The sequence below is a fragment of the Nocardia sp. NPDC050718 genome (assembly GCF_040654235.1).
Classification (GTDB): Bacteria; Actinomycetota; Actinomycetes; order Mycobacteriales; family Mycobacteriaceae; genus Nocardia.
On sequence record NZ_JBFAHQ010000001.1, the window covers coordinates 277,569 to 304,049 of the forward strand.

Consider the following 26,481-nt stretch of genomic DNA (forward strand, 5'->3'; position numbering starts at 1 on the left):
TTTTTGCGGGGGGGGGGGCGCGCCTGCCGGCGCCCCGGGGGCACCCCCGGGGCGGCCGGGGCCGGCGGCGGGCGGGCACGGCCGCGACGGCCGACTGCGTCGGCCTGCCCCTCCGCGAGGTCGGGGCGTGCGGGGTCGTGTTCTTCGGGGCCGGGTAGCCGGTAGCTGAAAGGTTACCCGAGCCGCGGTGCTCAGCCGTTGAGCTTGGTCAGCCGGTCGTAGGCGGTGACGTACTCCTCGACCAGCCGGTTGACCACGTCGGCGCTGCGCTCGACCTTGTTCATCATGCCGACGACCTGGCCGACCGGGTTGAAGTTCACGTCCTTGGCCGCTTCGGGGTAGCGGTGGCCGCGCTTCACGCCGTCGAGGGCGACCATCATCTGCAGCGGCATCGGCAGCGGGTCGGGGTTCTCGGTGTCCTCCCACGCGTCGGTCCAGTCGTTGCGCAGCATGCGGCAGGGCTTGCCGGTCCAGGAGCGCGAGCGGATGGTGTCGTGGCTGGTGGCCTCGAGGTAGGTGTCCATCTGCGCGGGCGGCACATTGGCCTCCTCGACGGTCAGCCACAGCGAGCCGATCCACGCGCCCGCCGCGCCCATCGCCAGCGCCGCCGCGACCTGCGCGCCGTTGCCGATGCCGCCGGCGGCCAGCACCGGGGTGTCGCCGATCGCCTCGATCACCTGCGGCCACAGCACCAGCGAGGACACCTCGCCGCAGTGGCCGCCGCCCTCGGTGCCCTGGCAGACCACGAAGTCCAGCCCGGCCGCCTTGTGGTTCATCGCGTGCTTGACCGAACCGCAGAGCGCGCCGATCACCCGGCCGGAGTCCTGGATGCGCTTGACGACGTCCTCGGGCGGGGTGCCGAGCGCGTTCGCGACCAGCTTCGCCTTCGGGTGGTTCAGGATCACGTCCACCTGCGGGCCCGCGGTGGTCGCGGTCCAGCCGAGCAGCTCGTTGTGGTGCTCACCGTCGGGCAGCGCGGGCACGCCGTGGTCGGCCAGGATCTTCTGCGCGAAGTCGCGATGGCCCTGCGGAACCATCTGCGCCAGCTGCTTTTCCAGCTGTTCGGGGGTCAGGCCTTCCACGCCCTTGCCCTCGTACTTCGACGGGATCACCAGGTCGACGCCGTAGATGCCGTTGACGTGCTCGTCGAGCCAGGCCAGCTCCACTTCGAGCTGTTCGGCGGTGAAGCCGACGGCGCCGAGCACGCCGAGTCCGCCCGCGTTGCTCACCGCTGCCACGACATCGCGGCAGTGCGTGAAGGCGAAGATGGGGAACTCGATGCCGAGCTGTTCGCAGAATTCGGTACGCATACCGAACTGTAACACGTTCTATTTTGCTCGATAAGGGCCAATTTCAGGCCGCAGCGGCCTCCAGCTCGGTCAGCGAATCCTCCAGGTGATCGAGCAGTCGATGCAGGTCGGGCAGGGTGCGGCGGCAACCGACCAAACCGAAATCGAGATTGTCGCCATTCGAGGTGAGGGTGATGTTCACGGCCTGGCCGTCCAGCGGGATGGACAGCGGATAACTCGCGTCCAGCCGCGCGCCGTTCCAATACAGCGGCTCCCGCGCGCCCGGCACATTCGAGATGACGATATTGAACGGCGGCGTCGCCATCGAGGCGAAACCGGGCAGCAGCATCGCCGCCATCGGGCTCAGCATCACCCCGGCGACCGCGAGCGTCTGGGCGGGTGTCAGCGAGCGGTAGACCTCCTTGTTGCGCCGGGTCGACTCGCTCACCACCCGCAGCCGCTCCAGCGGATCGGCGACATCGGTACCCAGGTTGCACAGCAGCGCCGCGATCTTCACGCCCTGGGTATCGGTGTCGTCCTCGTCGCGCAGCGACATCGGCACCATCGCGATCATCGGCTTGTCCGGCAGGGCGTCGCGCTCGAGCAGGTAGGCGCGCAGCGCGCCGGCCGACATCGCCAGCACCACATCGTTGACGGTGGTGCCGGTCGCCTTCTTCACCTGCTTCACCCGGTCCATCGACCAGGTGCGCACCACGCATTTGCGAGCGCCGCCGATCGGCACGTTGAACAGCGTGCGCGGCGCCTCGAACGGCAGCGTCAGCTGCTGCTGGAGCAGGCCGGTGCGGGTCGCCTTCATCAGCGCCGCGGTCGAGGAACCCGCCGAGCCGAGGCCGCCGAGCAGTCCGCCCAGCCGGGAGCGCTGCTCGCGCGGCGCGTCGGGCCGCTGCTTGCGCGGCAGGTTCCACGGCGTCTTGATCTCGGTCGCGACGGGGTCGGTGGTGAGCGTGCGCCGCAGTAATCGCTGCGCGGAAACGCCGTCGATCAGCGAGTGGTGCATCTTCGAGTAGAGCGCGAACCGGCCGTCGGCCAGGCCCTCGACGAAATGCATCTCCCACATCGGGCGGTGCCGGTCGAGCAGGGCGCTGTGCAGGGTCGAGGCGTGGTCGAGCAGCTGCTCGATCCGGCCCGGCGCGGGGAGCGCGCTGCGCTGGAGGTGGAAGTCCAGGTCGACGTCGTCGTCCTGGGTCCAGGCCAGCTGCGGTGCGCCGAGCCAGGTGGCGGGGCGCTTGCGGAAGGTCGGCCGAAAGGTCTTGTCGGCGAGCAAGATCTCGCGGAACTCGCGCAGATAGTCCGGCCCCGCGTCCTCGGGCGGCTCGAACAATTGCAGTGAGCCCACATGCATCGGGTGCTCACGGGATTCCGCGAGCAGGAACAGCGCATCCAACGGCGCGATGAACTCCATAACAGATCGCCCCCTGACGAGAGTGGTTCGGTGCAAGTCTGTAGACGATCGACCACGCTGTCGGGTCGGCACTGTGACGCATCACGTGCCGCCTCCCAAGTTACCTGCCCCGTCCCGGCGGCGTCAGGTGAACGGCGACACCGCCGCACGTCCGACACGGTTGCGCGCTCCACCCAGCGAACTGGACGGTCGCGCAGATCAGGCGGTGTTTCCGGGTTCGGGTCAGACCTTCGCCGGCTCGGCCTGACGGGCTTCGGCCGGGGGCTCGACGGCGTCGGCCAGGCGCAGCACGGCGGTGTGCTCCTCGACCGGCTGCTCGAAAGGCGCTTCCTCGACGGGGGTTTCGGCGACCGGCTCCGCGGCCGCCTCGGCGACGGGCTCCGCGACGGGCTCGGCGACCGGCTCGGCCACCTGCGGCTCGGGGGCCGGAACGGGCGCGACCGCAGGGCCTTTCGTGGTGGCGATGTCGATGCCGAGCTCGACCCTGGTCGTCTCCACCAGCGCCCGCTCCTGCTCGGCCGCGTGCCGCATGGCCTTCTGCCACAGCGAGGCCATTTCCTCCAGCTCCTCGACCGTGGCCTCCACATCGATGTGCAGCTTCAGCCGCTGCATGGTGATGTGCTGGGCGGCGGTCAGGGTGCGCAGCAGGTCTTCGCACTTGTTCGGGATCCGGCGGTGCGCCACGACCCGCAGCCGGGTCAGCATGGCGGTCGGGCGGTCCCAGATCACCTTGTGGATCTGGGCGCCGACGCCGTCGATCTCCTCCGCGGTGACGAGGTCCCACTCCCCGCAGCTGGTCAGATCGGCGCGCACCGAGGCCGAGGTCTCGAGGATGGCGGCGACCGCGGCGAGCACCGCCTCCCGGCGCCACGCCTCGTGATCGCGCTGGTCACCCACCATGTTCGACAGCTCGACATTGCGCTGCGCGGCGTCGAGTGCCTGCCTGCCGCGCTCGTCGGCCGCCGCGATGCCCTCGCGGTGGGTGCGGTTGTTGGCGATGACACCGACCAGAACTGCGGCGGCGACGACGAGCGAACCGAGGAGTGGGAGCCACTGAGTCACCCGCCGATCATTGCACCGAGGCACCGCACAGTCACCATGATCGGCGCGTTGCCTGGCGATGTCGTACGGAGTGTCGCGGTCAGCGGGGTGCCGGAACCCGGTGCAGGAAGCCGACGAGCGGCGCCAGTTCGGGGATCTGCTCGGCGTCCGAAAGTGCTTGTTCCAGTACTCGATCGTGCGTCGGGCGGGCCTTTTCGTAGGCGGCCCTTCCGGTTTCGGTGAGCTCGGTGTAGATGCCGCGCCGGTCGTCCGCGCACAGCACCCGGACCAGGAAGCCGCGATCCTCCAGCCGGTTCACCAGCCGGGTCGTCGCGCTGGCCGACAACGCCGCCGCGCGAGCGAGCTGCGAGATGCGCATGTGCCAGCCGTCCTGGCGGGCCAGCGCGTCGAGGACCGTGTATTCGACGACCGACAGTTCGTGCTCGCGCACCAGCTCGCGCTCCAGCGCGCTCTCGATGTGCCCGTGCAGTGCGGCCAGGGTGCGCCAGCCGGTCGCCCGCACCTCGACGGCGTCATCCGCAATACCCATGGGCCGAGTATAGCTGGCGGTTGCAATAGAGCGCGTGTGCAACTATCGTCGCCTAGTGTTAGTTGCACACGCGTGATATCGGCGCGGAACGGAAGGAAGCGCTCACATGCCACTCGGTCTCATCGCCCTCGCGCTCGGGGGCTTCGGCATCGGACTCACCGAGTTCGTCATCGCCGGTCTGCTCTCGGCGGTGGCCGACGACATGGGCGTCTCCGTGCCGACCGCCGGCTACCTCATCTCCGGCTACGCGCTGGCCGTCGTCGTCGGCGCGCTCGCGCTCACCCCGGTGGTCAACCGGTGGCAGCCCAAGCGGGCATTGCAGCTGCTCATGGTGCTGTTCACGGTCGGCAACGCCGCCTCGGCGCTGGCGCCCGGCTACGCGGCGCTGCTCGGCGGACGGGTGCTCGCCGCGCTCGCGCACGGCGCGTTCTTCGGCATCGGCGCGGTGCTGGCGGCCTCGCTGGTGGCGCCCGCGAAGAAGGCGGGCGCCATCTCGATCATGTTCGGCGGGCTCACCATCGCCAATGTGCTCGGCGTTCCGCTCGGCACGTTCATCGGTCAGCAGTGGGGCTGGCGGGCCACCTTCGCGGTGATCACCGTCGTCGGGCTGGTCGCGCTGGCCGGCATCACCGCGCTGGTCCCGGACGCGCCCGCGGCGAGCGCGCGGCCGGATCTGCGGGCCGAGCTGGCGGTGTTCCGCAATGGTCAGGTCTGGTACTCACTGGCGATGACCGTGCTCGTCTTCGGCGGCATGTTCGGCGCGTTCATGTACATCGAGCCGCTGCTCACCCGGGTCACCGGGTTCTCCGACGGCGTCGTCCCGTGGCTGCTGGTGCTCTTCGGTGTCGGCTTGTTCTTCGGCAACCTGTTCGGCGGCCGCTGGGCCGACCGCGCGCTGACCCGCACCCTGCTCGCGCTCACCCTGGCCCTCGGCCTCGCGCTGGTCGCCTTCGCGCTGCTGGCCGACCACAAGCTCGCCGCGCTCCTGCTGCTGCCCGCCATGGGCTTCTTCGGCTTCGGCGCGACGCCCGGCCTGCAGATGCGCGTGCTCGACCACGCGGCCGCCGCGCCGACGCTCGCGTCCTCGGCGAACATCGCCGCGTTCAATGTCGGCAACTTCCTCGGCGTCTGGCTGTCGGGACTGGCGATCAGCGCGGGCTTCGGCTGGGTCTCGCCGCTGTGGGTCGGCGCCGGGTTCGCCGCCACCGGGCTGGTCGTGCTGATCGCGGCCACCCGCGGCACGCGCGCCGCGGCGCCCGCGGTCCGGGAGCCCGTCGCGGTCTAGTCGCGGTGGCCGGATGTTGACGAAATATGTCACTCCGGCCACTCGGCCGACCACCGTGCCAAATCATAGGATGACCCGGGCGAGTGTGGACCTCGCCGCGGAACGGAAGCGGTGGTGATCGGTGAGTAAGCGCGGATGGGTGCTGTTCCTGGCGCTCGGCGTGATCTGGGGCGTGCCCTACGCGATGATCCGGATCGCGGTCGAGAGCATCGACCCGGTGGTCGTCGCCTTCGGGCGCACCGCGATCGGCGGCCTGCTCCTGCTGCCGATCGCCCTGTACACCAACGCCTTCCGCGGCGTGCTCGCCCGCTGGCGAATGCTGCTGGCCTACACCGCGATCGAGATCGTCGGCCCGTGGGTACTGCTGGGTTACGCCGAGAAGACCCTGCACAGCTCCACCGTCGGCCTGCTCGTCGCGGCGGTACCGCTGATCGCGATCGTCATCGTGACCCTGCTCGGCCACGACCGCTTCGACGGCCGCCGCACCGTCGGCCTGCTCATCGGCTTCGCCGGCGTCGCCGCGCTGGTCGGCCTCGACCTCGACCTGACCGACCCGATGGCGCTGACCGCCGTCGCGGTGACCACGGTCGGCTACGCGATCGGCCCGATCATCTACGACCGCACCCTCGCCGACCTGCCCGCGCTCGGCGTCGTCACCGCGTCGCTGCTGCTCGCCGCCCTCGTCTACACCCCGTTCACGGCCGCGTCCTGGCCCGCCCACATCCCCGCCGACGCCGCCTGGTCGATTCTCGGCCTGGCCGTGATCTGCACGGCCACCGCCTTTCTCGTCTTCTTCGCGCTCATCGCCGAGGTCGGCCCTGCGCGCGCGACCGTCATCACCTACATCAATCCGGCCGTCGCCATCGTGCTCGGCGTCGCGGCGCTGGGCGAACCGCTGACGATCGGTATGGCGATCGGATTCCCGCTGGTCGTCATCGGATCGATCATCGGCACCCGGCGCACCGCGCGGGTGCGCGACGCACTCCCCGAACCGGTCGCCGAACCCGCCCCCTGACACGAAAATCCCCGGTGGGCAACGAACAACGCTGCCCACCGGGGATCGTCGGTCCGATCAGTTGGTCGGCGCCGTGGTGGTCGTGGTGCTCGTCGGCGCGACGGTCGTGGTCGGTGCCACCGTCGTGGTCGGCGCGGGCGCCGTGGTGGTGGTGGCCTTCGGCGCGGGGGCCTCGGCCTGGTTGGTCACCGGTTCCGGAGCCTGCGTCGTGGTGGACGGCGCGGTGGTCGACGGCGTCGTGGTGCTCGGCGCGGTCGTCGTTCCGGTCGACGAGGTGGTGGTCGGCGTCGTCGTCTTGGCGGTGCTGGTCGCCGACTTCGACGTGGTTGTACTCGCCGCCGCGGTGGTGGTCGTGGCCGGCTTGGTCGGCGCGGCCAGCGCGGCGGTCACGTCGGCATCGGTCGGCGCCGACTTGGTGTTCACCGTCTCGCCCGCCTGCGCCTGCTTGGCCAGGTGGGTCAGCCACGCCGCGGCGTACTCGGCCGAGGTCATCGGCTTGCCGTTGGCGGCGTCGGAGTCACGCCAGTAGTCGAAGTGATGACCGGTGCCGTTCGGGCCGAGCGTCAGCTGGTACGGGTCGCTCATCGCCACCGGGATGGTGTTCTGGTTCGTCACGATCAGCCCGACGATCTCGTTGAACACCTTCTGCGGCAGGTACGCCAGCGGCGAGACCTGCTCGGCCGCGATGGTGTCGGCCTTGGCCGGTGCCTTCGTCTCACCCGGCTTGTAGTCCGGGTCCGACACCTTCAGCAGCACGTCGAGGAAGGTCTCGTCGCTGGCCATCCAGTTCGGGTTGGCGGCGATGTCGGAGAAGGCGGCCATCGCGATCCGGCCGAGGGTGAAGGCCATGTCCTGGCCGGTGGCCGGGGTCAGGCCGTCGCGCTGCAGGTCGTCGACGTTGATCTGCCGTCCGACATTGGCGGCCAGCTGGAGCAGGGAGATGTTCTCCGGTGCCGCGCAGGTGAGGTCGCCCTCGGAGCAGAAGGAGGCGATCTTGCCGTTCAGCGCGCCGAAGCCGCCGCCGGTGGTCACACCCTGACCCGAGACCGGCTTGGTGCCGTTCTGGTACTTCTGGTCGAAGCCGTCCGGGTTGGCGAAGGGGTCCTCGGCGCCGATGAACGGGCCCTCCCCGGCCTTGCGACCGGCATCGGCGAACATCACCACGCCGAGCACGTCGTCGGGGTCGACCACCGAGTAGCCGTCGGCGGGGTTGTCGTTGCCGATGCCCTCGGCGACGCGGCGCACCACGTCGGCGCCCTCGCTGTAGCCGACGATGGAGAACTTGGTGTCCGGGCAGGCGGCGGAGATCTCGCGCATCACCTGCTGGGTGTTGGCCACGCCCTGGTTGACCGCGTCCTCGTAGGTCCGCATGTCCGCCGGGTAGGCGATGTAGATGGCCGCGTACTGGCCCTCGGCCAGGTCGTCGCGCGGGGCGTTCACCACCGGGTCGACCCACACGCTGCTGTGATCGCCCGACAGCGCCGCGGGCAGCGGGTTGCCGTTCGCGTCGAGCAGCATCGCCGTCGTCCCCTCGACGGGGGTGTCGTTGCGGCCCGCCACCGAGATGGTCACCATCTCGCGGCACTCGGTCACCGAGGTGGTCAGCTGGTAGGAGGGGGACTCGGGCTGCGACGTCACCGCGAACGACGCGGCGACGATGGCCGCGACACCCAGCGCCGCCGGTGCGGCGACAGCCGAAGCGATGCGATGTTTCGCAAGGAACTCGCGCAGATTCATGGTGTGATCCCGTTCGAATGACCTACAGGTGGGCAGGCCCCCCGACGGGCCGTTTGTCACGACCTTTGTCGTCCCACCTCGGAAGATCGTTACTGCCGCGAACAGGAATCAGGTGCCCCCGATTCCGGGGGCAGCCGGCTCGGCTCCCGGACTTCGTGCTGGTAGGAGCCGTTCACTTGGGCGTCTCAGCGAGGACCGTTGGTATTGAGGAACACCACGACGCCGTCCCCGAGCGCGCCCTCGGCATCGAGCGCGAGCGTCGCGGCCATCGCCTTCGCGGTGTAGACGGGTTCGAGGTGCAACCCGGCCTCGGCGGCCAGCGCCTCGGCCCGCGCGCCCTGCGCGGTGGGGTGGCCGTAGCCGGCGCCGAGCTGGTCCTCGACGAGGATCAAGCGGTCGGCGGACAGCGTCAGCTCCGGCAGCCGCGCACCGCGCGCCCGCAGCAGCGCCGCGGTCCGCCGGGCCGAGCGCAGCAGGGTCGTCGCGTCGAGCCGGAGCTGATCGTTGACGACAACGCCGACCACCCGCGTCGACAGCCCCGCCAGCTCGAGTCCGAGCAGCAGCCCGGCGGCGGTCCCGCCCGAACCGATCGCGGTGACGATGTGCGTCGGCTCCGGCACCACCCCCGCGGCCACCTGATCGGCGAGTTCCAGCGCCGCCTCGACATAGCCGAGCACCCCGACCGTCGACGACCCACCCGCGGGCAGCAGGTACGGCGGCCTGCCGCCCGACGAATGCCGTGCCAGCAGGTACGGCACCGCGGCGATCGTGCGCGCCTTGGTGTGGGTGAAATGCAGGGTGGCCCCGCTGCGTTCGAGCCGCGCCAGCTGGGCGCGCACATGGTCGTCGATGGGCTGATCGACCAGCGCGAGCGCGGTGCGCAGTCCGTGCTCCCTGGCGTACAGCGCGGTCGCCAAGCCCCAGTTCGTTCCCAGCCCGCCGACGGTGAGGATCGTGCGCCGCCCCCGCCTGCGGGCATCGGGCAGCAGCCATTCGAGCTTGCGGATCTTGTTCCCGCCCCACCCGCCGTCGCCGAACTCGCCGTCGTCCGCGAGCCACAGCTGGGCTCGGCCGACGGCGAGTTCGGGCAATGGGCGCAACGGGGTCGGTCCGGTGCCGAGCCGCAGGTGCGGCAGGGTGTCGCGGAGCTCGCCGAACCGTTGGTGCAGTAGTGCGGTCATACCTGTGACTAGATCACCGCATCCCGTCCTTGTCACCCGTCCAGTTCCGCGACCTCGCGCACCGAGTCCGCGATGGCCCGGAAGTCCTTGCGCAGGATGGCACCGTGGTTGCTCGGCACCTTCGCGCCGATCCGGATGTTCGGATTGCGGGTGGTCGCCGCGTCGAGTCCGCTGCGGATCTTCTCCTGCTCGTCGCGCTTGCTGCCGAACGAGGTGCCCGAGGCCACCACGTAGCGCACCGGCACGGTGATCGCGTCCAGCACCGGACCCAGCTCGCTGGTCCGCGACAGCTTGCCCAGCTCGATATTGCTCTCGGCCTGCTGCGCCGCCGTCATCCGCGGGGCCAGACCGGTCGGGCGCATCAGCGGCATGAACCAGCTCAACCGCTTGAACAGCGTGCGGATCCGCTCCTCCATCGCGTCGTCCAGCCAGTCGTACGGGAAGGCGCCGTCGACCAGCACCGCGCCGATGGCCCGCTCCGGGTTCCGCTCGGCCCAGTGCGCGCCGACGACGGCGCCGTAGGACCAGCCGACCACCAGCGCCCGCTCCACGCCCCTGGCCGCCAGCACCGCGTCGACATCACGCACGGCGGCCTCGAAGGAGTAGTCGGCGGACAGCTTCGACTTCTTGCCACGCGCCCGCTCGTCGAAGGTGATGTGCCGGAACCCCGGTCCCAGCTCGGCGATGGTCTTGCGCCAGTAGCCCTGGGTGGCGAACTGCCCGTTCAGGTACAGCACCGCGATCCCGTCGCCGCCGGTATCGGTGACGGCCAGCTCCGTATCGTCGACGGCCACCATGCCGGTCCAGGCGGTGGAGTTCGTGTGTCGTGCGGTCATTCGGGATCACCCTCTCGGTTCGTGCTCGTTGATTGCGACAACTGTCGCGAGCCGACCTGACACCGCCCTGACACCCGGCTGACGCGCCCGCTGACACCGCACCGCGCGGGGTCTCGCCGCGGCGCCGCGGCCGCCATAGAATTGGCTGTTCGCTCGCACCACATTTCGGAGGACACCAGAACAAGCGGATTTTCCAGGTACCCAGGAAGGTGACCAATGTCGGTTTCTCGGAATGTTCTGGTGTTCGTCTGCACGCTGGGTCTGCTGGCCGCGTGTTCGTCGAACGACACCGCGCCGGATTCGACCGCGACCGCCCGCCCGACATTCTCCAGCGATGACCCGGCCAAAGCCGATGCCATCATGAAGATCGTCGACGACTACATGGCGCAAGCGCACCTCAAGTCGGTGATCGTCCGGGTGACGATCGACGGCAAGGAGATCGTCACCGCGGCCAGGGGCGAGTCGATGACCGGCGTGCCGGCCACCACCGACATGCATTTCCGCAACGGCGCCGTCGCGATCTCCTACGTGTCGACGCTCCTGCTGATCCTGGCCGACGAGGGAAAACTGAGCCTCGACGACAAACTCTCGAAATACCTGCCCGACATTCCCAACGCCGATCGCGTGAATCTGCGACAGCTGGCCCAGATGACTTCGGGCTATCACGATTTCGTGCTCGGAAACGAGAAATTCGCCGAGATCGCCTACGCGGATCCGTACAAGGCGTGGACCACCCAGGACCAGCTCGCGCTCGCGATCGACGACCCCCTGTGGTTCGAACCAGGAACCAACTGGGCCTACGCGCACACCAACTACGTCCTGCTCGGATTGGCGCTGGAGAAGGTCACCGGCAAGTCGCTCGCGGATGCGTTGCAGGAGAAGGTACTCGGCCCGCTCGACCTGAAGAACACCGCGCCGAACCTGACCCCCTATATCCCCGAGCCGGTCCTGCACACGTTCACCTCGGAGCGCCGCGAGTACTTCTCGTTGCCCGCCGATGTCCCCTTCTACGAGGAGTCGACCTACTGGAATCCGTCGTGGACGATCAGCCACGGCGCCATCCAGACCAGCGATATCCACGACCTCGAACGCAGCGCCGTCGCCATCGGCAGCGGCGAACTGCTCTCCGACGAGTCCTACCGGGCGATGACGACCACCGACCTGCGCGGCAAGACCACGGCGGTTCCCGGCTGTGTCAACTGCCGCCCGCTCGACGATTTCCAGACCTACGGCCTCGGCCTCTGGCTCACCGGCGACTGGTCCTTCCAGAACCCGTTGTTCTACGGCGGCGCCGCGGTCAACGCCTATCTGCCGTCGGAGAAGATCGCGATCGCGGTCGCCGTCACCTTCCTGCCCGAGGCGTTCAGCGCCACGGGCGGTTATTCCAACGGCGGTGACGCGCTGTTCCGCAAGATCGGCGCGTACCTCGCGCCCGACGACGCCCCGCCGGTCAAGCAGGACGCGCCAGCGCAGGGCGGGTCGTAGCCGATGGCCGACTGGGACGGCGCCGGCTACGCCCACATCAGCGCGCTCCAGCGGACGATGGCGACGGCAGCGGTCGAGTCCGTCACGGTCGCGGGCGCCGAGCGCGTGCTCGACGTCGGGTGCGGCGACGGCTATGTGTCGCGCCTGATCGCGACCCGGGTCCCCGAAGGTTCCGTCCTCGGCGTCGACCCGTCGCCACGGATGATCGAGGTCGCCCGCACCGCCGACGACCAGCTCACGAACGTCGATTTCCAGGTCGGCGACGTCACGACCATGTCCTTCGATCACGAATTCGATCTCGTCGTCTCGTTCAACGCCCTGCACTGGGTGGTCGACCAGGAGACCGCCTACCGTCACATCGCCACCGCGCTCGCCCCCGGCGGACGCGTCCTGGTGCAGTACGTCTGCGCAGGCCGACGCCCGAGCGTCGAGTCCGTCGCGATGGCGGTCACCGCCGACGCGCGGTGGTCGGCGGCCTTCACCGATTTCCCGCGCCCCTACGTGCACATCGACCCCGACGCGCTCCCCGCGATCGCGGCGAGCGCCGACCTCGACGTCACCGCGCGATCCGTCACCGACCGGGAATGGGACTTCGGCTCCCGCGACGCCTTCACCCGCTGGTGCACCGTCGGTTTCGCGGACTGGACCGCTCGCCTCCCGGCCGCCGACGTTCCCGCTTTCGTGCAGGAGGTCGTCGACCGCTACGAGGCCGTCATCGGCAGGCCCGGCCTCTTCCGATTCCTGCAGATGCGGGCCGAACTCACGCGCCGCGCGAACTGACAAGCGACCCCGAGCGGTATCACCAGAGGTCGACCCACTGTGGTCGCTGCGGTACATCGAATCCGGCCACGCGCCCGCGCACCAGCACCGGTATCTCAGCACCGACGGCGTAATGCCGCACCATCTCTTTCGCCGTCGAGCGCCGGAACTCGTTCAACGCGTACCGCTTTCGCAGCCGGTGTTCGGTCCCTGTTTCCGGGTGGGTAAACGTCGCCTCGATATGCACGCGATGAGTGGCGAACGGATTGTTGTTGGCGCGCGTCACCCGGTGACCGGAATCGGTCACCGTCGCGATGACCGAAGCGGCCGTCCTGCGCAAATACGCCCGCCGCGCCTGCCAGACGATCGCGATGACCAGCGGCCAGGTGAGCAGCGCGAACAGCATCCCACCCAGGAACCCGAACACCAGCGCGACGGACTCGTCCGCCCACCGCGCGAGCATCATCGCGACCCGGAGCACGCCGGAGAAGTACAGCGCGGCGGCCAGCGCCGACACGATCCAATACACCGGCACGACCGGGCTGAACAGCGGTTTCATCCCCACCCTGATTTCCGTCACCGGCAACCGGCCGATCCTCCCACTTGATCGTAGCGATCGGACTGCCTGGCCGGTGATCGTCAGTCTTCGCTCGCGGCCAGCTGCGCGCGCAGGGTATCCATCCCCATGCCGCCCATGCGTAACGCGCGGGTGTGGAATTCCTTCAGCGAGAACGATTCCCCGGCACGGCTCCGCGCCTCCTCACGGGCGGCGAGCCATCCGCGCTCACCCAATTTGTACGCGGGCGCCTGCCCCGGCCAGCCCAGATAGCGGTCGATCTCGAAACGTGCCCTGGCCGGTTCGGTCAGGGCGCGGGTCAACAGGAACTCCAGACCGAGCTCGGGAGTCCACCGTTCGCCCTCGTGGAAGCCGGTGCCCGCGGGAATCGTCAACTCCAGATGCATGCCGATATCCACGATCACCCGCGCGGCACGGAGCAATTGTTCGGTCAGCATCCCGAACAGGTCACCGTCATCGCTCAGATAGCCGAGTTCGCGCATGAGCCGCTCGGCGTAGAGCGCCCACCCCTCGCTGTGTCCGTCGACGAACGACAACATGCGCTGATACCTGTTCAGCCCGTCCGCCGTGAGCACGGTGATCGCGTGCAGATGATGCCCCGGCACCCCCTCGTGATAGACGACGCTGACCTCCCGCCAGGTACTGAACCGCTCCTTGCCCGCCTCGAGCGACCACCACATGCGTCCCGGCCGCCGCAGATCCTCACTCGGCCCGAGGTAATACGCGCCGACGCCCCCGCCCGGCGGCGCGATCCTGCACTCCAGCGGGCCCGCCGCCGTGGGAATGTCGAAATGCGTGCCGCGCAATGCCGTCAGCGCCGCGTCGGCGGTGCGCTGTAACCACGCTTCGAACGCGGCCGCACCGTGTATCCAGTACTTCGGATCGGCATCGAGCACCGCCGCCGTTTCGGCCGGCGTCTTCCCCGGCGCGATCCGAGCGGCGACAGCGAGCAGGTCGGCTTCGATCCTGGAGAACTCGCGCCATCCCCAGTCATAGGCTTCCCGAGGATCGATATCAGCGCCGGTGAAATACCGTGACCACAGCCGATACGTCCGCTCGCCCACCGCGTCCGCGACGGGCGCCCGCGGTGCCAGCTCATCCCGCAGGAAGTCGGCGAACTCGCCATAGGCCGAATCGGCCGCGCGCGCAGACCGTTCCAGCTCGTCGCACGGTGCACCCGCCACCTCGCGAGCGGGGGCGATCAAGCCGGTGAAGAAGCCGAGGTCACCGCGGCGGCCCGCCCAGGTCTCGGCCTGCTCGGCGGTCTTGTCGAGCTGCCGCCGCGCGGAGATCCGGCCGTCCTCGGCCGCCGCCACCAGCGAAGCCCGCACTCCGCGAAGAGCGTCGGGCACCTGTCCCATCCGCGCGGCGATCACCGCCCAATCCGCGGCCGTCTCGGTGGCCATCAGATCGAACACCATCCGGATGTCCTGCGCCGGGCTGGCGATCACATTGAGCGAGGCCGCCCGCAGCCCCGCATCCTGCACCTCGAGTTCTATCCCCAGGCGTTCACAGAACACCGCCTTGGCCACCCGTTCGCTGTCGGAGCCGGGTTCGATCGCGGCCATGTCGCCCAACGCCTTCCGGGCGACCTCCGCCCGCAGCCGATGCCCCGCTGGCGAATAGTCGGTCAGCCGATCCGCGTACCCGGCGATCCCGAACAGCGTCGCCTGCACCGGATCGGCAGCCGCGTACTCCGCGACGTACCGATCACAGACCTCGTGCACACCCGAAGCGGATTCCATACCGCCACGCTAACCACCGGGGCCCGGGTGCCGCTCACCTCAAGTGTTGGGACGTGAACCTGCAGAAACCATTGTGTCGGGACTGCTATGCGTCAGGTAGTTGGGACTGATTCGATTAATTACACGTTCACGTCTGACGCAGCCGGTGCCGTCCTGCAATATCCGGTCCAGTGCAAGGTCTCTGCCACGATCCGGCGCGCGTGTCTTGGTGAGCCACGTGACATTTTCGTGTTCGGGAAACTCGCGGAGGAGATCGTAGAGCAGGCGCTCGAATGTGTCGTCGTCGATCTGATCCCAGTGGAGGGCCGTGCTGGCTGCTCCGGTGAGCCGACCTGCAGCCGCCTGGCCGAGATCAAACTCTGGAACGGGGATCGGGTCAGTGTCAGACAATGATCCGGCTTCGATATCGGGTTTGATTGTTGGCCAGTCAAACTCATTTACACCACGCATTTGGACTTGACCGACGAGGCCGCGACTCACATCGCGGCCTCGACCGAGCCCGTACCGCGAGACGGATCTGAAAGACCCAGTAGCTCCTGATGCGATGACGTCATCTCATCGAAGGACCTCCCACGCCAAACGGAGTAGAGAGACGGTTAGGACCCCATATCGACGGACGAATCGGGTCATTCTGCGGCGAGCGGAGGGACTGATGGCCAGCTGAGCATGTGTTCGCATGGAACCATGATCAGATCCGGCGTATCCGGGGAGACGATTGTTGACACTGTGCCTTGTCGGCGTCCATGTCGATCCATGTCGCCAACCTGCCCGTTGGCAATAGTTGACATCGAAAGGTTCTCGGAATGCCCCCGATATCGATGCCTGCGGAGTCCTCGGTGCCACCTGGACCGCACCGTGACCTTCTCGTCGCCCTCCATGAGCTGTACACCCGAGCGGGCTCACCCTCGCTACGGCGTCTCAGTGGCATCGACGTGGACGGACCGGGGACGCTGAGTCACGAGCAGGTTCGAAAAATACTCCAAGGCAAGGCTGTTCCGAGATGGCAGGTTATGGAGACGCTGGTGCTCGCCCTTCTGTCATTGTGCGGTGGGTTCCCTAGGCACCCAGCTCTCGAAGTCGATCGTTTTCGGGCATTGTGGCGAGCGGCCGACACCGGCGAATACGGGATGTCCGAGATGGCTGTCCACCCCGGTGCTCCGGACAGCACCAGGGGCGACGGCAGCAAATGGGTACCCGACGACATCGCACGACTCATGATCAATCCGATCTATGCCATCGAGATCGCTGAGGACCTGGCGTTCCCGCACGAGCCGATGTTCTCGGAGGAGGAGTGGATCGCCGTCAACCTGAGAACTCTTGCCGAAATCGGTCCCGAAGCCTACCTGCGTACTCTCTTGGACATCCTGCGTGGCAACTACATCGCCGGAGGTGCCCCCGAGGGTTACTGTGAGCAAGGAGAAATCGATGCAGATGCCGCTGACGAGTATGTGTGTCAACAGATACTGGATCGACTCCGGGCGGAACCGGGAATTCTTGCACGGTCGATCAACGTGCTTCGGAACACGCCGGACCATTCGGACGATCCGATGTTGCAGGAGGAGGTCGACCTCTTGGAACAGAGACCGGATGTCATGCGGGAGGTTCTCAGCGCATCGGATCAGACTTGGACGGGTATGACGATCGAGGCGCAGAGGCTGATACTGATCTATCTGGTCGAAAAGATCCTGATCGGCCCGCCTGGGCAGCCGATTGATGCACAGGTGACGATCGTATGGAGGATCCCGCAGCCATAGCAGGTCCGAAAGTCATTCGGCCACCGATAAACCCTGACTGCGGATACCAACCAGATCCCGTCCGGGTCAGCCCCTGGCCATGTCGACGAAGCGGCTCAGGTGCAGCTGGTGGGCGACGGTGATGGTGGCGGTGGGGCCGTTACGGTGCTTGCCGACGATGAGGTCGGCCTCGCCGCCGCGGGGGTCGTCGCGTTCGAAGGCGTCGGGGCGGTGCAGCAGGATGACCATGTCGGCGTCCTGCTCGAGCGAGCCGGACTCGCGGAGGTCGGACACCATGGGGCGCTTGTCTGTTCGCTGCTCCGGACCACGGTTCAGCTGCGAGATCGCGATCACCGGAACTTCGAGTTCCTTGGCCAGCAGCTTGAGGTGTCGCGAGAACTCCGAGACTTCCTGCTGTCGCGATTCGACCTTCTTGCCCGAGCTCATCAGCTGGAGGTAGTCCACCACCACGAGTTTCAGATCGTGCCGCTGCTTGAGCCGTCGCGCCTTGGCCCGGATCTCCATCATGGTCAGGTTCGGTGAATCGTCGACGAACAACGGCGCCTCGCTGATCTCGCTCATCCGCCGAGCCAGCTTGGTCCAGTCGTCGTCACTCATCCGCCCCGACCGCATATCACCGAGCTTGATCTTCGCCTCCGCCGACAACAGACGCATGACGATCTCGGTCCGGCTCATCTCGAGCGAGAAGATGACACTCGCCATCCCATGCTTGATCGAGCAACTCCGCATGAAATCCATACCGAGCGTGGAGTTGTGGGTCGGCACCATCGAGCGGCCCGCCAGATACAGGTGATCGGCGTTGTCGACCTCGACGCAGCGCACCGGTACGGATTCGATGCGGCGTACGTCCACGATGTACCGCGCATCGGACCGGGCGGTGCTGTGCGAGGCGCGACGCTCCTTGTGCAGCAGCGCCTTCCGGTACAAGCCGAAGACCTCGTCGTCGGTGGCGAAGGTGAGGGTGTAGCAGGTCGAGGACTGTTCGGTCCGCCCGCGCACCCGCCTGGTGGTGACTCCGCAGCGGTAACCGAGACCGACGACGAGTTCCTCGACGTCGCGGAACAGACGTTCGTCGGTGACGGCGAACTGCACGGACCCGCCGTGCGTGACGGTCCCGTCGGTGTCGAGCAGCCCGGCCAGCAGCGCCCGGCGCTGCGCTTCGGACGCGCGCAGGTATTCGCTCGGGATGTGCTTGTCGCCCAGCACCGAGAGGGTGCGCAGCCGCGCCTGCACACTGCCCACCGAGTTCCGGCACGCCTGGCACAGCCGAAGGCCGATCGACGGACCCCCGCACTCGGCGCAGGTCGGCGCCGGGACGGGCTCGGAAACGAATCGCGCTTTCCCACCGCAGGAACGGCCGCAGGTGCGGACCTCGCTGGTGAACGGCACGAACTCGCCACCGCACACGACGCAGGTACGCGCCCGCACCGGTTCGGGGGCGGGCAGCGTCAGCTGGTAGCGGCCGGGCGCGGACGGCGAGGGCGTCGCGACGATGCCTTCGCCCTCGATCCGCGCGACGATCTCCGGGTCGAAGCAGGTGAGCTGCGCGGCCGCGGAGGTGCCGTCGCCGAGCCAGGCGCCGAGGGTGTACGGCGGGACCAGCAGGTCCCTCGTCGGCAGCTGTAGCGGCCGGGTGTTGGTGACGGAGTGGTTGAGTCGCCGGTCCGCGGTCGTGCAGCGCAGCGTGTTCGCGATGTCGGCGGTGGTGCGAACCCCGGGGGTGACCGGATGGCGCCGCGGTCGGCCCGCTGCCGCTTCCTGCGCGGAACGCCGGGATTCCCGGGTGTCGGTGAGCCACTGGTGCTGCTCGTCGGCGACGAGCACTGTCCCGTCGGAGAATTCGACTTCGTAGCAGGGCCGGTCGGTCATGACCTCGGTCGCCGCGACCACTCGCGTGGGGTGACCGTCGGCGTCGAGCAGTTCGTCACCGACGCGGACCTCGCCCATTGTCGTCCACCCGGTCGGTGTCGGCAGCGGGGTGTCCAGCGCCAGCGCCTTACCGACGCCGGGGCGGGCCGCGACGATGATCATCTGGCCGGCGTGGAGGCCGTTGGTGAGTTCGTCGAGTTCGGTGAAGCCGGTGGGGACGCCGAGGGAGATGCCGCCGCGGGAGGCGATGGAGTCGATCTCGTCCATGGTGGGCTGGAGGAGTTCTTCCAGCGGGGTGAAGTCCTCGGTGGTGCGGCGCTCGGTGACCTCGTAGATCTCGGCCTGGGCGCGGTCGACGACCTCGGCGACGTCCTGGCCGTCGGCGCCCGCGTAGCCGAACTGGACGATGCGGGTGCCCGCTTCGACGAGGCGGCGCAGGATGGCCTTCTCGGCGACGATCTCGGCGTAGTAGCCGGCATTGGCCGCGGTGGGCACGGTCTGGGTCAGGGTGACCAGGTACGGCGGGCCGCCGATGCGCTTGAGCTCGCCGCGGCGGTCGAGACCGGCCGCGACGGTGACGGGGTCGGCGGGTTCGCCGCGGCCGTACAGGTCGAGGATGGTGTCGTAGACGGCCTGGTGGGCGGGGCGGTAGAAGTCGCCGGGGCGCAGCACCTCGACCACGTCGGCGATGGCGTCCTTGCTCAGCAGCATGCCGCCGAGGACGGACTGCTCCGCGGCCATGTCGTGCGGGGGCTGGCGTCCGAAGTCCTCGCCGGGGGGCTCGGGCGGGAAGTCCGTATGCGCGCGGTCACCGGTGGTAGTCACCAGAATCGACCGTCCTCTCTGCCCGCAGAACCGGGGGTTTCACATCGATGAACTCGTTGTACTCCCGGGCACCGACACGGATGTCAGCAATCGGTTGCCTGCGTGATTCCCGGGGCCGCGCGCAGGGCGATGCGACGAACCTAAGCGACGTTTCCGGGCGCCGCCAACCCGATATGTGCACACAACTGTGGATAACTTGGGGGTAGTTCACCCAGTGTTGTGCAGCTCCTGTGGAAAACGTGGGGAAAACCCAGGTCAGTGCGGTGGAACGCCCTGCTAGGCCCCGTTTTACCCAACTCTCCACCTGTGGATGAAAGAAGTTCCGGCGTGTCGGTCAAGGTGAACGGCCGGGCGTGTTGGGTAAACAGCGATGGTGCAGGCTATGACTGGAGTCACAAATCTGCCGGTCGGTTTCCGCAACCATCCACAGGCCGAATAACGGGAGGTCAGCGGATTGCCGACCGTCGGCCGCCTTTGGTGACCTGCACGGGAGCGATCTTCGGCTATCGGTCAGTTATCGCCGAATCGGCCGTGAAAAGGCAACGAGAAACCACCCCCGTGTCGAACACGGGGGTGGTTCTCAGCGAACTCAGTTCGCGGCAACCTCGAGGTTGAACTTGGCAGCCACATCGGGGTGCAGGTGCACCACGATGCCGTGCTTGCCGGTCGCCTTGATGTGCGACTTCGGCAGCTCGATGCTGCGCTTGTCCACCACGGGGCCACCGGCGGCCTTGATGGCGGCGGCGACATCGGCGGTGGTGACCGAACCGAACAGCTTGCCGCTGTCGGCGGTCTTCACGGCCAGCGAGACCGCTTCGAGGCCCTCGATGGCCTGCTTCAGCTCGTTGGCGTGATCGAGGTCGCGCACCTTGCGGGCGTCCTGCGCCCGGCGGATGCCCTCGACCTGCTTCTGGGCGCCACGGGTGGCCACGATGGCCAGGCCGCGGGGCAGCAGGTAGTTGCGGCCGTAGCCGTCCTTGACCTCGACGAGATCGCCCGGGGCACCGAGGTTGTCGACATCAGCGGTGAGGATGAGCTTCATCTGTCTGACTCCCTTTCTCAGCGAGCGGTCGACACGTAAGGCAGCAGGGCCACCTCACGCGAGTTCTTGACGGCGACAGCGATATCACGCTGGTGCTGGACGCAGTTGCCGGTGACGCGGCGGGCGCGGATCTTGCCGCGATCGCTGACGTACTTACGCAGCAGCGTGGTGTCCTTGTAATCGATATTGACGATTCCGGACTTGCTCTCCTTGCAGAAAGTGCAAGCCTTCTTCTTCAGCACCTTTTCGCGCGCGGGCGCTTTAGGCATGGTCTTCTCTCCGTACTATGAGTGCCGTTCCTCAGAACGGCGGTTCGTCATCCATGCGGCCGCCGCCCCCGAAGGAGCCGGCCGCGGGCGCGCTACCCCACGGATCGTCGTTGCCGGCGTTTCCGCCGCCCGACTGTCCGCCGCCGTTGTTGGCGTTGTAGCCGCCTGCGCTTGCACCACCACCGGCATTGCCGGAACCGCCACCGAAGCCACCGCCTCCGCCGCCGCGACCGGCCTTGGAGACCTTGGCAGTCGCGTAGCGCAGCGAGGGGCCGACCTCGTCGACCTCGAGTTCGACGACCGTGCGCTTCTCACCCTCGCGGGTTTCGTAGGAGCGCTGCTTGAGCCGTCCGCTCACGATCACGCGAGCGCCTCGGGTCAGGCTCTCGGCGACGTTCTCCGCTGCTTCACGCCAGATGTTGCAGCGCAGGAACAGGGCCTCGCCGTCTTTCCATTCGTTCGAATTGCGATCGAACACGCGGGGAGTCGAAGCGACGGTGAAATTCGCCACCGCTGCGCCCGCGGGCGTGAAACGAAGCTCAGGGTCTGCCGTCAAGTTTCCGATGACGGTGATGACCGTGTCGCCTGCCATGGGGGTTCCTCCTGCTCGGGGTGCAGTCCGCGTCTCGCTGTCGCGCTAGAGCCTAAAGACAGGCACCGACGAAAACGAGAGTTTGCTCTGCGGACTACTTGTCGTTGCGCAGAACCTTGGTGCGCAGCACCGTCTCGTTCAGGCCCAGCTGGCGATCGAGTTCGCTCACGGTGGCCGGGGTCGCGGTCAGTTCGACGACCGCGTAGATGCCCTCGGCCTGCTTGGCGATCTCGTAGGCGAGCCGACGACGGCCCCAGATGTCGACCTTGTCGACCTTGCCGCCCTCGGTCTTGACGACGTTGAGCAGGTTATCCAGGGACTGCCCGACGATGCGCTCGTCCAGGCTGGGGTCGAGGATGACCATCACTTCATAATGACGCACGGACCAATCACCTCCTGTGGACTAGGAAACGGCCATGGACTTTCCATGGCAGGAGGGTTCGTTGCGTCAGCAACCCGGTAAGGCTACATGAGCGGGCCCTGAGCAGCGAAATCGATCTTCGCCGCGGGTACGCACGGGTGATCGGCGTGTCGCCGCATACTGTGGTCGCCATGACCACAGCCGCCGACTCGCAGCAGCGCGCAGCACGCGGCGCGGCGCGGGCCACGGCGCTGACATTTCTCGTCGTGCTGCTGTGCGGGCTCACCCTCGCGCTGGCCTATGCCAACAAGGCGCGGTGCGCGGGCGGCGCGATCGATGAATCCGGTCGCAGCCTGATATTCGATGTCCGCAAGGATTCGGATGTCTGCTATTCGGATATCCAGTTCCTCTGGCTCGGCCGCGAGATCGACAACCACGTCTTCCCGTACGTGGACGGCGGGATCACCGAGGACGGCGCGCTCACCGGCGGCGCGGTGGAGTACCCGGTGCTCAGCGGCGTGCTCATGTGGGCCGGTGCGATCGGGGTCGCCAACGACGCCGACTTCCTCTGGCACTCGGCGCTGCTGCTCACCCCGTTCGCCCTGCTCACGGCCTGGATGCTGGCCAGGCTGGCGGGCCCGGCCGCGCTGCTGTGGGCGATCGGGCCGCCGCTGGTGCTCTACGCCTTCCACAACTGGGAACTGCCGGTGGTGTGCACGGCGGTCGCCGCGGTCTACGTGATGACCATGCTGACCGGCTTGTCGGTGCGCACCCGCGGGATCATCGCCGCGGTGCTGCTCGCGCTGGGCTTCTGCCTCAAGCTCTATCCGGGCATCTTCGTGCTCCCGCTGGCCATGTACGTGCTCACCGAGGGCGCGCCGCGCGGCCCGCGCAGGCTGCGTGAGCTCGATGTGGCGGGCGCCGCGCAGACGCTGCTGGCGGCGATGGGCACGGTGGCGGCGGTGAATCTGCCGTTCATGGTGGCCGGGGTCGACGGGTGGCGCGCCTCGATCACCTTCCAGCAGCTGCGCCAGGCCGACATCACCACCAATTCGATCTGGTACTGGGGCCACCCGCTGATCTTCGGCCGCGACGCCGAGACGACCGCCACCTGGCACGACATGGTCGCCGTCGCCTCACCGGCGCTGATCCTGGCGTCCTTCGGGCTGGCGATGTGGCTCGGCGTGCGCCGCTGGACACCCACCTCGCCGTTCCCGTGGGTCGGCGTGAGCGGCGCGATGCTGTGCGGATTCATGCTTTTCCACAAGGTCCACTCACCCCAGTACACCCTGTGGATAATTCCGTTCCTGGTCCTGCTCGAGGTCCCGTGGTCGCTGGTCGCGGCCTACCTCGTCGCCGACGCGGCGGTCGGCATCGGCGTCTTCCGCTACTTCGCCGCGCTCGGCGAGGGCGAGGGGGTCGACCTGATGGAAGGCATCGTCCAGTTCGGTGTCTGGCTCCGCACCGCCCTGCTCATCGCCCTGTTCTTCCTGTTCCTGCGCGCGGCGTTGCGCGGCCGCCGCACCGCGGCGCCCGTCGAAACCGCCACCGCCGCACGCGAACTGCAACCGGTCGCCTGAGCCGACGACAGCGGCGGCGGTCCCGATCCGGGATCCGCCGCCGCTGTCGCTTCGGTACTGCCGCTGCTCGATCAGCTGACCGGGGCGGTTTCCTTCGACTCGTCGATCGCGTCGGGCTCGTTCTTGCGGTTGCGCATGATGGACGAGATGAACGCGGCGCCGATGAAGGCGACACCGATCAGGCCGGTGATGAGCTCGTCGACGTGGATGCCGATGGAGACGAGCAGGATCGCGGCCAGCGCGCCGATCGCCCAGTGGGCGCCGTGCTCGAGGTACACGTACTCCGACAGGGTGCCCTGGCGGACCAGGTACACCGTGATCGACCGGACGAACATGGCGCCGATGAAGCCGAGGCCCAGCGCGATGATGATCGGGTCGGAGGTGATGGCGAATGCGCCGATCACGCCGTCGAAGGAGAACGACGCGTCGAGGACCTCGAGGTAGAGGAACATGAAGAACGCGGCCTTACCCGTGGCCTTGACCAGGGTCGACGGGCCGGAGCTCTCCAGGTCCTCGGTGTGGAACATCGAGCCGAGACCGTCGACCGCGATGTAGACGATCATGCCGAGCAGGCCCGCGACCAGCACGGTGGAGCGATCCTCGTCCTTGGCCAGGAACTCGGCGGTCAGGATCAGGCCGGTGCCCGCGACGACCACCGAGAGCATGTCGAGCTTGCCCGCCTTGGCCAGCGGGCGCTCCAGCCAGCTCAGCCACGTGATCTCACGCTCTTCGAAGATGAAGTTCAGGAACAGCAGCGCGAGGAACATGCCGCCGAACGCCGCGATCTGCGGGTGCGCGTCGGTCAGCAGGGTTTCGTAACTGGGGCTGCCGTCGGGGAAGTAGGCGGCGTCGTCCGGCGGCGGGTTGAGGGCCAGATCGAACGCCTCGATCGGACCGAGCCCGGCGGTGATCCACACGATGGCCAGCGGGAACACCAGTCGCATGCCGAACACGGCGATGATGACGCCGACGGTCAGGAAGATCCGCTGCCAGAACTCGCTCATCCGTTCCAGGACGGTGGCGTTGATGACGGCGTTGTCGAACGACAGCGAGACCTCGAGAATACCGAGGATCGCACACAGTGCCAGCGCGGTCGGGCCACCGTAGAGGAAGGCGACGACCAGCGAGAGGACCGTGATGACGACCGACATACCGAAGATGCGCGTAATCACGCGGAGGGACCTTTCTGTGTCACACGGACAGGGGGCCCATCAGGCGAGCCCCCTGTTCGCGACGATGACTAGACGTTGACGCCGTAGTCGCGGGCGATACCGGCCAGGCCGGAGGCGTAGCCCTGTCCGATGGCGCGGAACTTCCATTCGGCGCCGTTGCGGTACAGCTCGCCGAAGACCATAGCGGTCTCGGTGGAGGCGTCCTCGGACAGGTCGTAGCGGGCGAGCTCGTTGCCGTTGGCCCGGTCGACGACGCGGATGTAGGCGTTGCGCACCTGGCCGAACGACTGCGAGCGGGTCTCCGCGTCGTAGATCGAGACGGGGAAGAAGATGCTCTCGATGGTCGGCGGGGTGTTGGCCAGGTCGACGTTGATGACCTCGTCGTCGCCCTCGCCCTCACCGGTGGTGTTGTCGCCGGCGTGCTCGATGGCACCCTCGGGGGACTTCAGGTTGTTGAAGAACACGAAGTGCTTGTCGGAGACGACCTTCTTGTCGGCGCCGGTCGCGATCGCGCTGGCGTCGAGGTCGAAGTCGGTGCCGGTGGTGGTGCGCACGTCCCAGCCGAGGCCGACCGCGACCGCGGTCAGGTTCGGGGCCTCTTTGGTCAGCGAGACATTGCCGCCCTTGGACAGACTGACACCCATGCGGGAATCCCTTCGGTTAGTCCGGTGTGTCGTTTCCCAGCATGTCCGAATCGCCGGGTACGGCTACGACAGTAATAGGTTTCGCGGATCTTGCGTAGGAACGAGCTGGAGCCCTGGTGAACGCGGGGAATCTCCTACCATCGGGGCAGTGCGTGGTCGGGTCGCCGCGCGGTTCGGAAAGGGGATGTGCCGGTGACACCTCGCAGACGCGGCTGGTTCAGATCGGGGGCGGACCATGAGTGGATCAGTGGGGCGCGCGCCGCGGCGTCGGCCGCCTTCCTCGACATGGATCGACGGCAGACGGCGGCGGAGGCGGGTGTGGTGGCCAGCGATCAGGTCTTCCCGGACCGCCGGGTCGGCGCGCTCTGGGACCCGGTGCGCGCGCGGTGCTACGCCGCGGCGGGCGCGTACCTGAGCTTCACCGACGAACTCGACGCCGCCGAGGCCGCCGGGACGCCGGTCGCCGACGGCCCGGCCAGGGCCGACGCGCTGGTCCGCCAGCTCAACGAGGCCGCGCGCGGGGTCGACGAGTTCTACCACGCCCGCAGCGCGGAGCTGGCCGAGGCGGCCCGGGTGCGCTCGGCGGTGCCCCAGCTGCTGGCGCAGGTGCGCGGTGAGGCCGAGCGCGTGCTCGCGGCGGCGGCGTCGTCCGGCTACGCGTCGTACCCCTCGATCGAGGCCGGTGTAAGGCGACTGAATGAGGCTCTGATCACAGCGTCCACGACCGATCCGCTGGCGGCGGTGGCGGCCGCGCGCACGGTCGCGGCGGAGGTGCAGCAGGCGACGGCGGAGCTGTCGGATGCGTTGGCGCAAGCCCCTTCTCGCGCGTCGGCCGCGGCGAACGCGATCGCCTCGGTGACGACCAGGCTGGCGGCCGTCCGCAACCGGGCCGACGCGCTCGGCCCGGCCTACTCGGCCCTGCTGCGTGAGTTCAACGCTGCGAGTTCGGCGGACTTGACCAACAATGAGCGGGAAAGCCGGCGCGGCATCGACGCCGCGGACACGGCGCTGGTGGGCGCGCGTGTCGCGGCTGCCGATCACGACCCGGAGACCGCCCTTGAATTGACCGCCACCGCGCGCCAGCATCTCGCCGAGGCCGAGCAGTTGGTCGACGCCGTCACCCGGCGCCTCGAACTGTTGCGCGAGGTGCGTGCCGACCCCGATGCGCACGCCCGCACCGTACGATTCCGGCTGCGGGACGCGCAGATGCTCGCGGTCGACCGTGGACTGGTCGGCGAGTGGGGCTCGGTCCTCGACGCGCAGGCCGAACGTCTCGACCGCATCATTTCCGGACTGACGGGTCGTCATCCAGACTATTGGGCGTATGTGTCCGAACTGGATACCGTCGCGGCGTTCATCGCCGGCGTGGTCGACCGCATGAGAAAAACCGCACGAACCGACAGCACGTAGGAACCCAGAACATGAGATGGCCCGGAAAATGAGGTGGGGG

General features: G+C 68.1%; 24 protein-coding genes. 7 read left to right on the forward strand and 17 right to left on the reverse strand.

Going from position 1 to position 26,481, the window contains the following annotated elements:
- Positions 1-191: 191 nt before the first annotated feature.
- From AB0H54_RS01275 to AB0H54_RS01290, 4 genes are all read right to left on the reverse strand, one after another.
- Positions 192-1,310, reverse strand: a complete 1,119-nt coding sequence (locus AB0H54_RS01275; RefSeq protein ID WP_357341987.1) for a nitronate monooxygenase family protein — start codon at positions 1,308-1,310, stop codon at positions 192-194.
- Between the two features lie 43 nt (positions 1,311-1,353).
- Positions 1,354-2,712: a wax ester/triacylglycerol synthase family O-acyltransferase gene (locus AB0H54_RS01280; RefSeq protein WP_357341988.1), complete on the reverse strand. Its 1,359-nt coding sequence runs from the start codon at positions 2,710-2,712 to the stop codon at positions 1,354-1,356.
- Positions 2,713-2,934: 222 nt separating this feature from the next.
- Positions 2,935-3,774: a hypothetical protein gene (locus AB0H54_RS01285; protein WP_357341989.1), complete on the reverse strand. Its 840-nt coding sequence runs from the start codon at positions 3,772-3,774 to the stop codon at positions 2,935-2,937.
- 79 nt (positions 3,775-3,853) lie between these two features.
- A complete protein-coding gene (locus tag AB0H54_RS01290) occupies positions 3,854-4,303 on the reverse strand; it encodes a MarR family transcriptional regulator (protein ID WP_357341991.1) in 450 nt (149 codons plus the stop codon).
- A 106-nt stretch (positions 4,304-4,409) separates the two neighbouring features.
- Between AB0H54_RS01290 and AB0H54_RS01295 the strand changes: the two genes are divergently transcribed.
- Positions 4,410-5,588 (forward strand): MFS transporter, encoded by a 1,179-nt coding sequence (locus AB0H54_RS01295; protein WP_357341992.1) that lies wholly within the window; start codon positions 4,410-4,412, stop codon positions 5,586-5,588.
- Positions 5,589-5,709: 121 nt separating this feature from the next.
- Positions 5,710-6,603, forward strand: coding sequence for a DMT family transporter (locus AB0H54_RS01300; protein WP_357341993.1), 894 nt, complete (start codon positions 5,710-5,712; stop codon positions 6,601-6,603).
- Between the two features lie 57 nt (positions 6,604-6,660).
- Here AB0H54_RS01300 and AB0H54_RS01305 read toward each other — a convergent pair whose 3' ends face one another.
- From AB0H54_RS01305 to AB0H54_RS01315, 3 genes are all read right to left on the reverse strand, one after another.
- Positions 6,661-8,340 carry a cutinase family protein gene (locus AB0H54_RS01305; RefSeq protein ID WP_357341995.1) on the reverse strand — a complete coding sequence of 560 codons (1,680 nt, stop codon included), beginning with the start codon at positions 8,338-8,340 and terminating at the stop codon, positions 6,661-6,663.
- Positions 8,341-8,525: 185 nt separating this feature from the next.
- Positions 8,526-9,521 carry a pyridoxal-phosphate dependent enzyme gene (locus AB0H54_RS01310; RefSeq protein WP_357341997.1) on the reverse strand — a complete coding sequence of 332 codons (996 nt, stop codon included), beginning with the start codon at positions 9,519-9,521 and terminating at the stop codon, positions 8,526-8,528.
- A 32-nt stretch (positions 9,522-9,553) separates the two neighbouring features.
- Complete coding sequence (locus AB0H54_RS01315; RefSeq protein ID WP_357341999.1) at positions 9,554-10,357, reverse strand: alpha/beta hydrolase; 804 nt, start codon at positions 10,355-10,357, stop codon at positions 9,554-9,556.
- A 216-nt stretch (positions 10,358-10,573) separates the two neighbouring features.
- Here AB0H54_RS01315 and AB0H54_RS01320 point away from each other — a divergent pair, with 216 nt between their 5' ends.
- A complete protein-coding gene (locus tag AB0H54_RS01320) occupies positions 10,574-11,842 on the forward strand; it encodes a serine hydrolase domain-containing protein (protein WP_357342000.1) in 1,269 nt (422 codons plus the stop codon).
- Positions 11,843-11,845: 3 nt separating this feature from the next.
- Positions 11,846-12,622, forward strand: a complete 777-nt coding sequence (locus AB0H54_RS01325; protein WP_357342001.1) for a methyltransferase domain-containing protein — start codon at positions 11,846-11,848, stop codon at positions 12,620-12,622.
- 19 nt (positions 12,623-12,641) lie between these two features.
- On the opposite strand, the gene AB0H54_RS01330 is transcribed toward AB0H54_RS01325, so the two are convergent.
- The 3 genes from AB0H54_RS01330 to AB0H54_RS01340 form a co-directional block, all read right to left on the reverse strand.
- Positions 12,642-13,160, reverse strand: a complete 519-nt coding sequence (locus tag AB0H54_RS01330) for a hypothetical protein (protein ID WP_357342002.1) — start codon at positions 13,158-13,160, stop codon at positions 12,642-12,644.
- Positions 13,161-13,240: 80 nt separating this feature from the next.
- On the reverse strand, positions 13,241-14,854 hold the full coding sequence (locus AB0H54_RS01335) for a DUF885 domain-containing protein (protein WP_357342003.1): 1,614 nt from the start codon (positions 14,852-14,854) through the stop codon (positions 13,241-13,243).
- A 108-nt stretch (positions 14,855-14,962) separates the two neighbouring features.
- Entirely contained in the window at positions 14,963-15,403 is a 441-nt protein-coding gene (locus AB0H54_RS01340) for a hypothetical protein (protein WP_357342004.1), read from the reverse strand.
- A 530-nt stretch (positions 15,404-15,933) separates the two neighbouring features.
- Here AB0H54_RS01340 and AB0H54_RS01345 point away from each other — a divergent pair.
- Entirely contained in the window at positions 15,934-16,677 is a 744-nt protein-coding gene (locus AB0H54_RS01345; RefSeq protein WP_357342005.1) for a hypothetical protein, read from the forward strand.
- Positions 16,678-16,743: 66 nt separating this feature from the next.
- Here AB0H54_RS01345 and dnaB read toward each other — a convergent pair whose 3' ends face one another.
- The 5 genes from dnaB to rpsF form a co-directional block, all read right to left on the reverse strand.
- Entirely contained in the window at positions 16,744-19,371 is a 2,628-nt protein-coding gene (gene dnaB / locus AB0H54_RS01350; RefSeq protein WP_357342006.1) for a replicative DNA helicase, read from the reverse strand.
- A 589-nt stretch (positions 19,372-19,960) separates the two neighbouring features.
- On the reverse strand, positions 19,961-20,413 hold the full coding sequence (gene rplI / locus AB0H54_RS01355) for a 50S ribosomal protein L9 (RefSeq protein WP_355275146.1): 453 nt from the start codon (positions 20,411-20,413) through the stop codon (positions 19,961-19,963).
- 17 nt (positions 20,414-20,430) lie between these two features.
- Positions 20,431-20,682 carry a 30S ribosomal protein S18 gene (gene rpsR, locus AB0H54_RS01360; RefSeq protein ID WP_019050001.1) on the reverse strand — a complete coding sequence of 84 codons (252 nt, stop codon included), beginning with the start codon at positions 20,680-20,682 and terminating at the stop codon, positions 20,431-20,433.
- Positions 20,683-20,713: 31 nt separating this feature from the next.
- A complete protein-coding gene (locus AB0H54_RS01365) occupies positions 20,714-21,274 on the reverse strand; it encodes a single-stranded DNA-binding protein (RefSeq protein ID WP_218718404.1) in 561 nt (186 codons plus the stop codon).
- A gap of 94 nt (positions 21,275-21,368) precedes the next feature.
- On the reverse strand, positions 21,369-21,656 hold the full coding sequence (rpsF, locus tag AB0H54_RS01370; protein ID WP_022565973.1) for a 30S ribosomal protein S6: 288 nt from the start codon (positions 21,654-21,656) through the stop codon (positions 21,369-21,371).
- Between the two features lie 170 nt (positions 21,657-21,826).
- On the opposite strand from rpsF, the gene AB0H54_RS01375 reads away from it, so the two are divergent.
- Entirely contained in the window at positions 21,827-23,215 is a 1,389-nt protein-coding gene (locus AB0H54_RS01375) for a hypothetical protein (RefSeq protein WP_357342007.1), read from the forward strand.
- A gap of 71 nt (positions 23,216-23,286) precedes the next feature.
- On the opposite strand, the gene AB0H54_RS01380 is transcribed toward AB0H54_RS01375, so the two are convergent.
- Together AB0H54_RS01380 and AB0H54_RS01385 are read right to left on the reverse strand one after the other, a co-directional pair.
- Positions 23,287-24,387 (reverse strand): DUF475 domain-containing protein, encoded by a 1,101-nt coding sequence (locus AB0H54_RS01380; protein ID WP_355275140.1) that lies wholly within the window; start codon positions 24,385-24,387, stop codon positions 23,287-23,289.
- Positions 24,388-24,455: 68 nt separating this feature from the next.
- Complete coding sequence (locus AB0H54_RS01385) at positions 24,456-25,031, reverse strand: TerD family protein (RefSeq protein WP_355275138.1); 576 nt, start codon at positions 25,029-25,031, stop codon at positions 24,456-24,458.
- 321 nt (positions 25,032-25,352) lie between these two features.
- Here AB0H54_RS01385 and AB0H54_RS01390 point away from each other — a divergent pair, with 321 nt between their 5' ends.
- Positions 25,353-26,441, forward strand: a complete 1,089-nt coding sequence (locus tag AB0H54_RS01390; RefSeq protein WP_357342008.1) for a hypothetical protein — start codon at positions 25,353-25,355, stop codon at positions 26,439-26,441.
- The last annotated feature ends 40 nt before the right edge of the window (positions 26,442-26,481 follow it).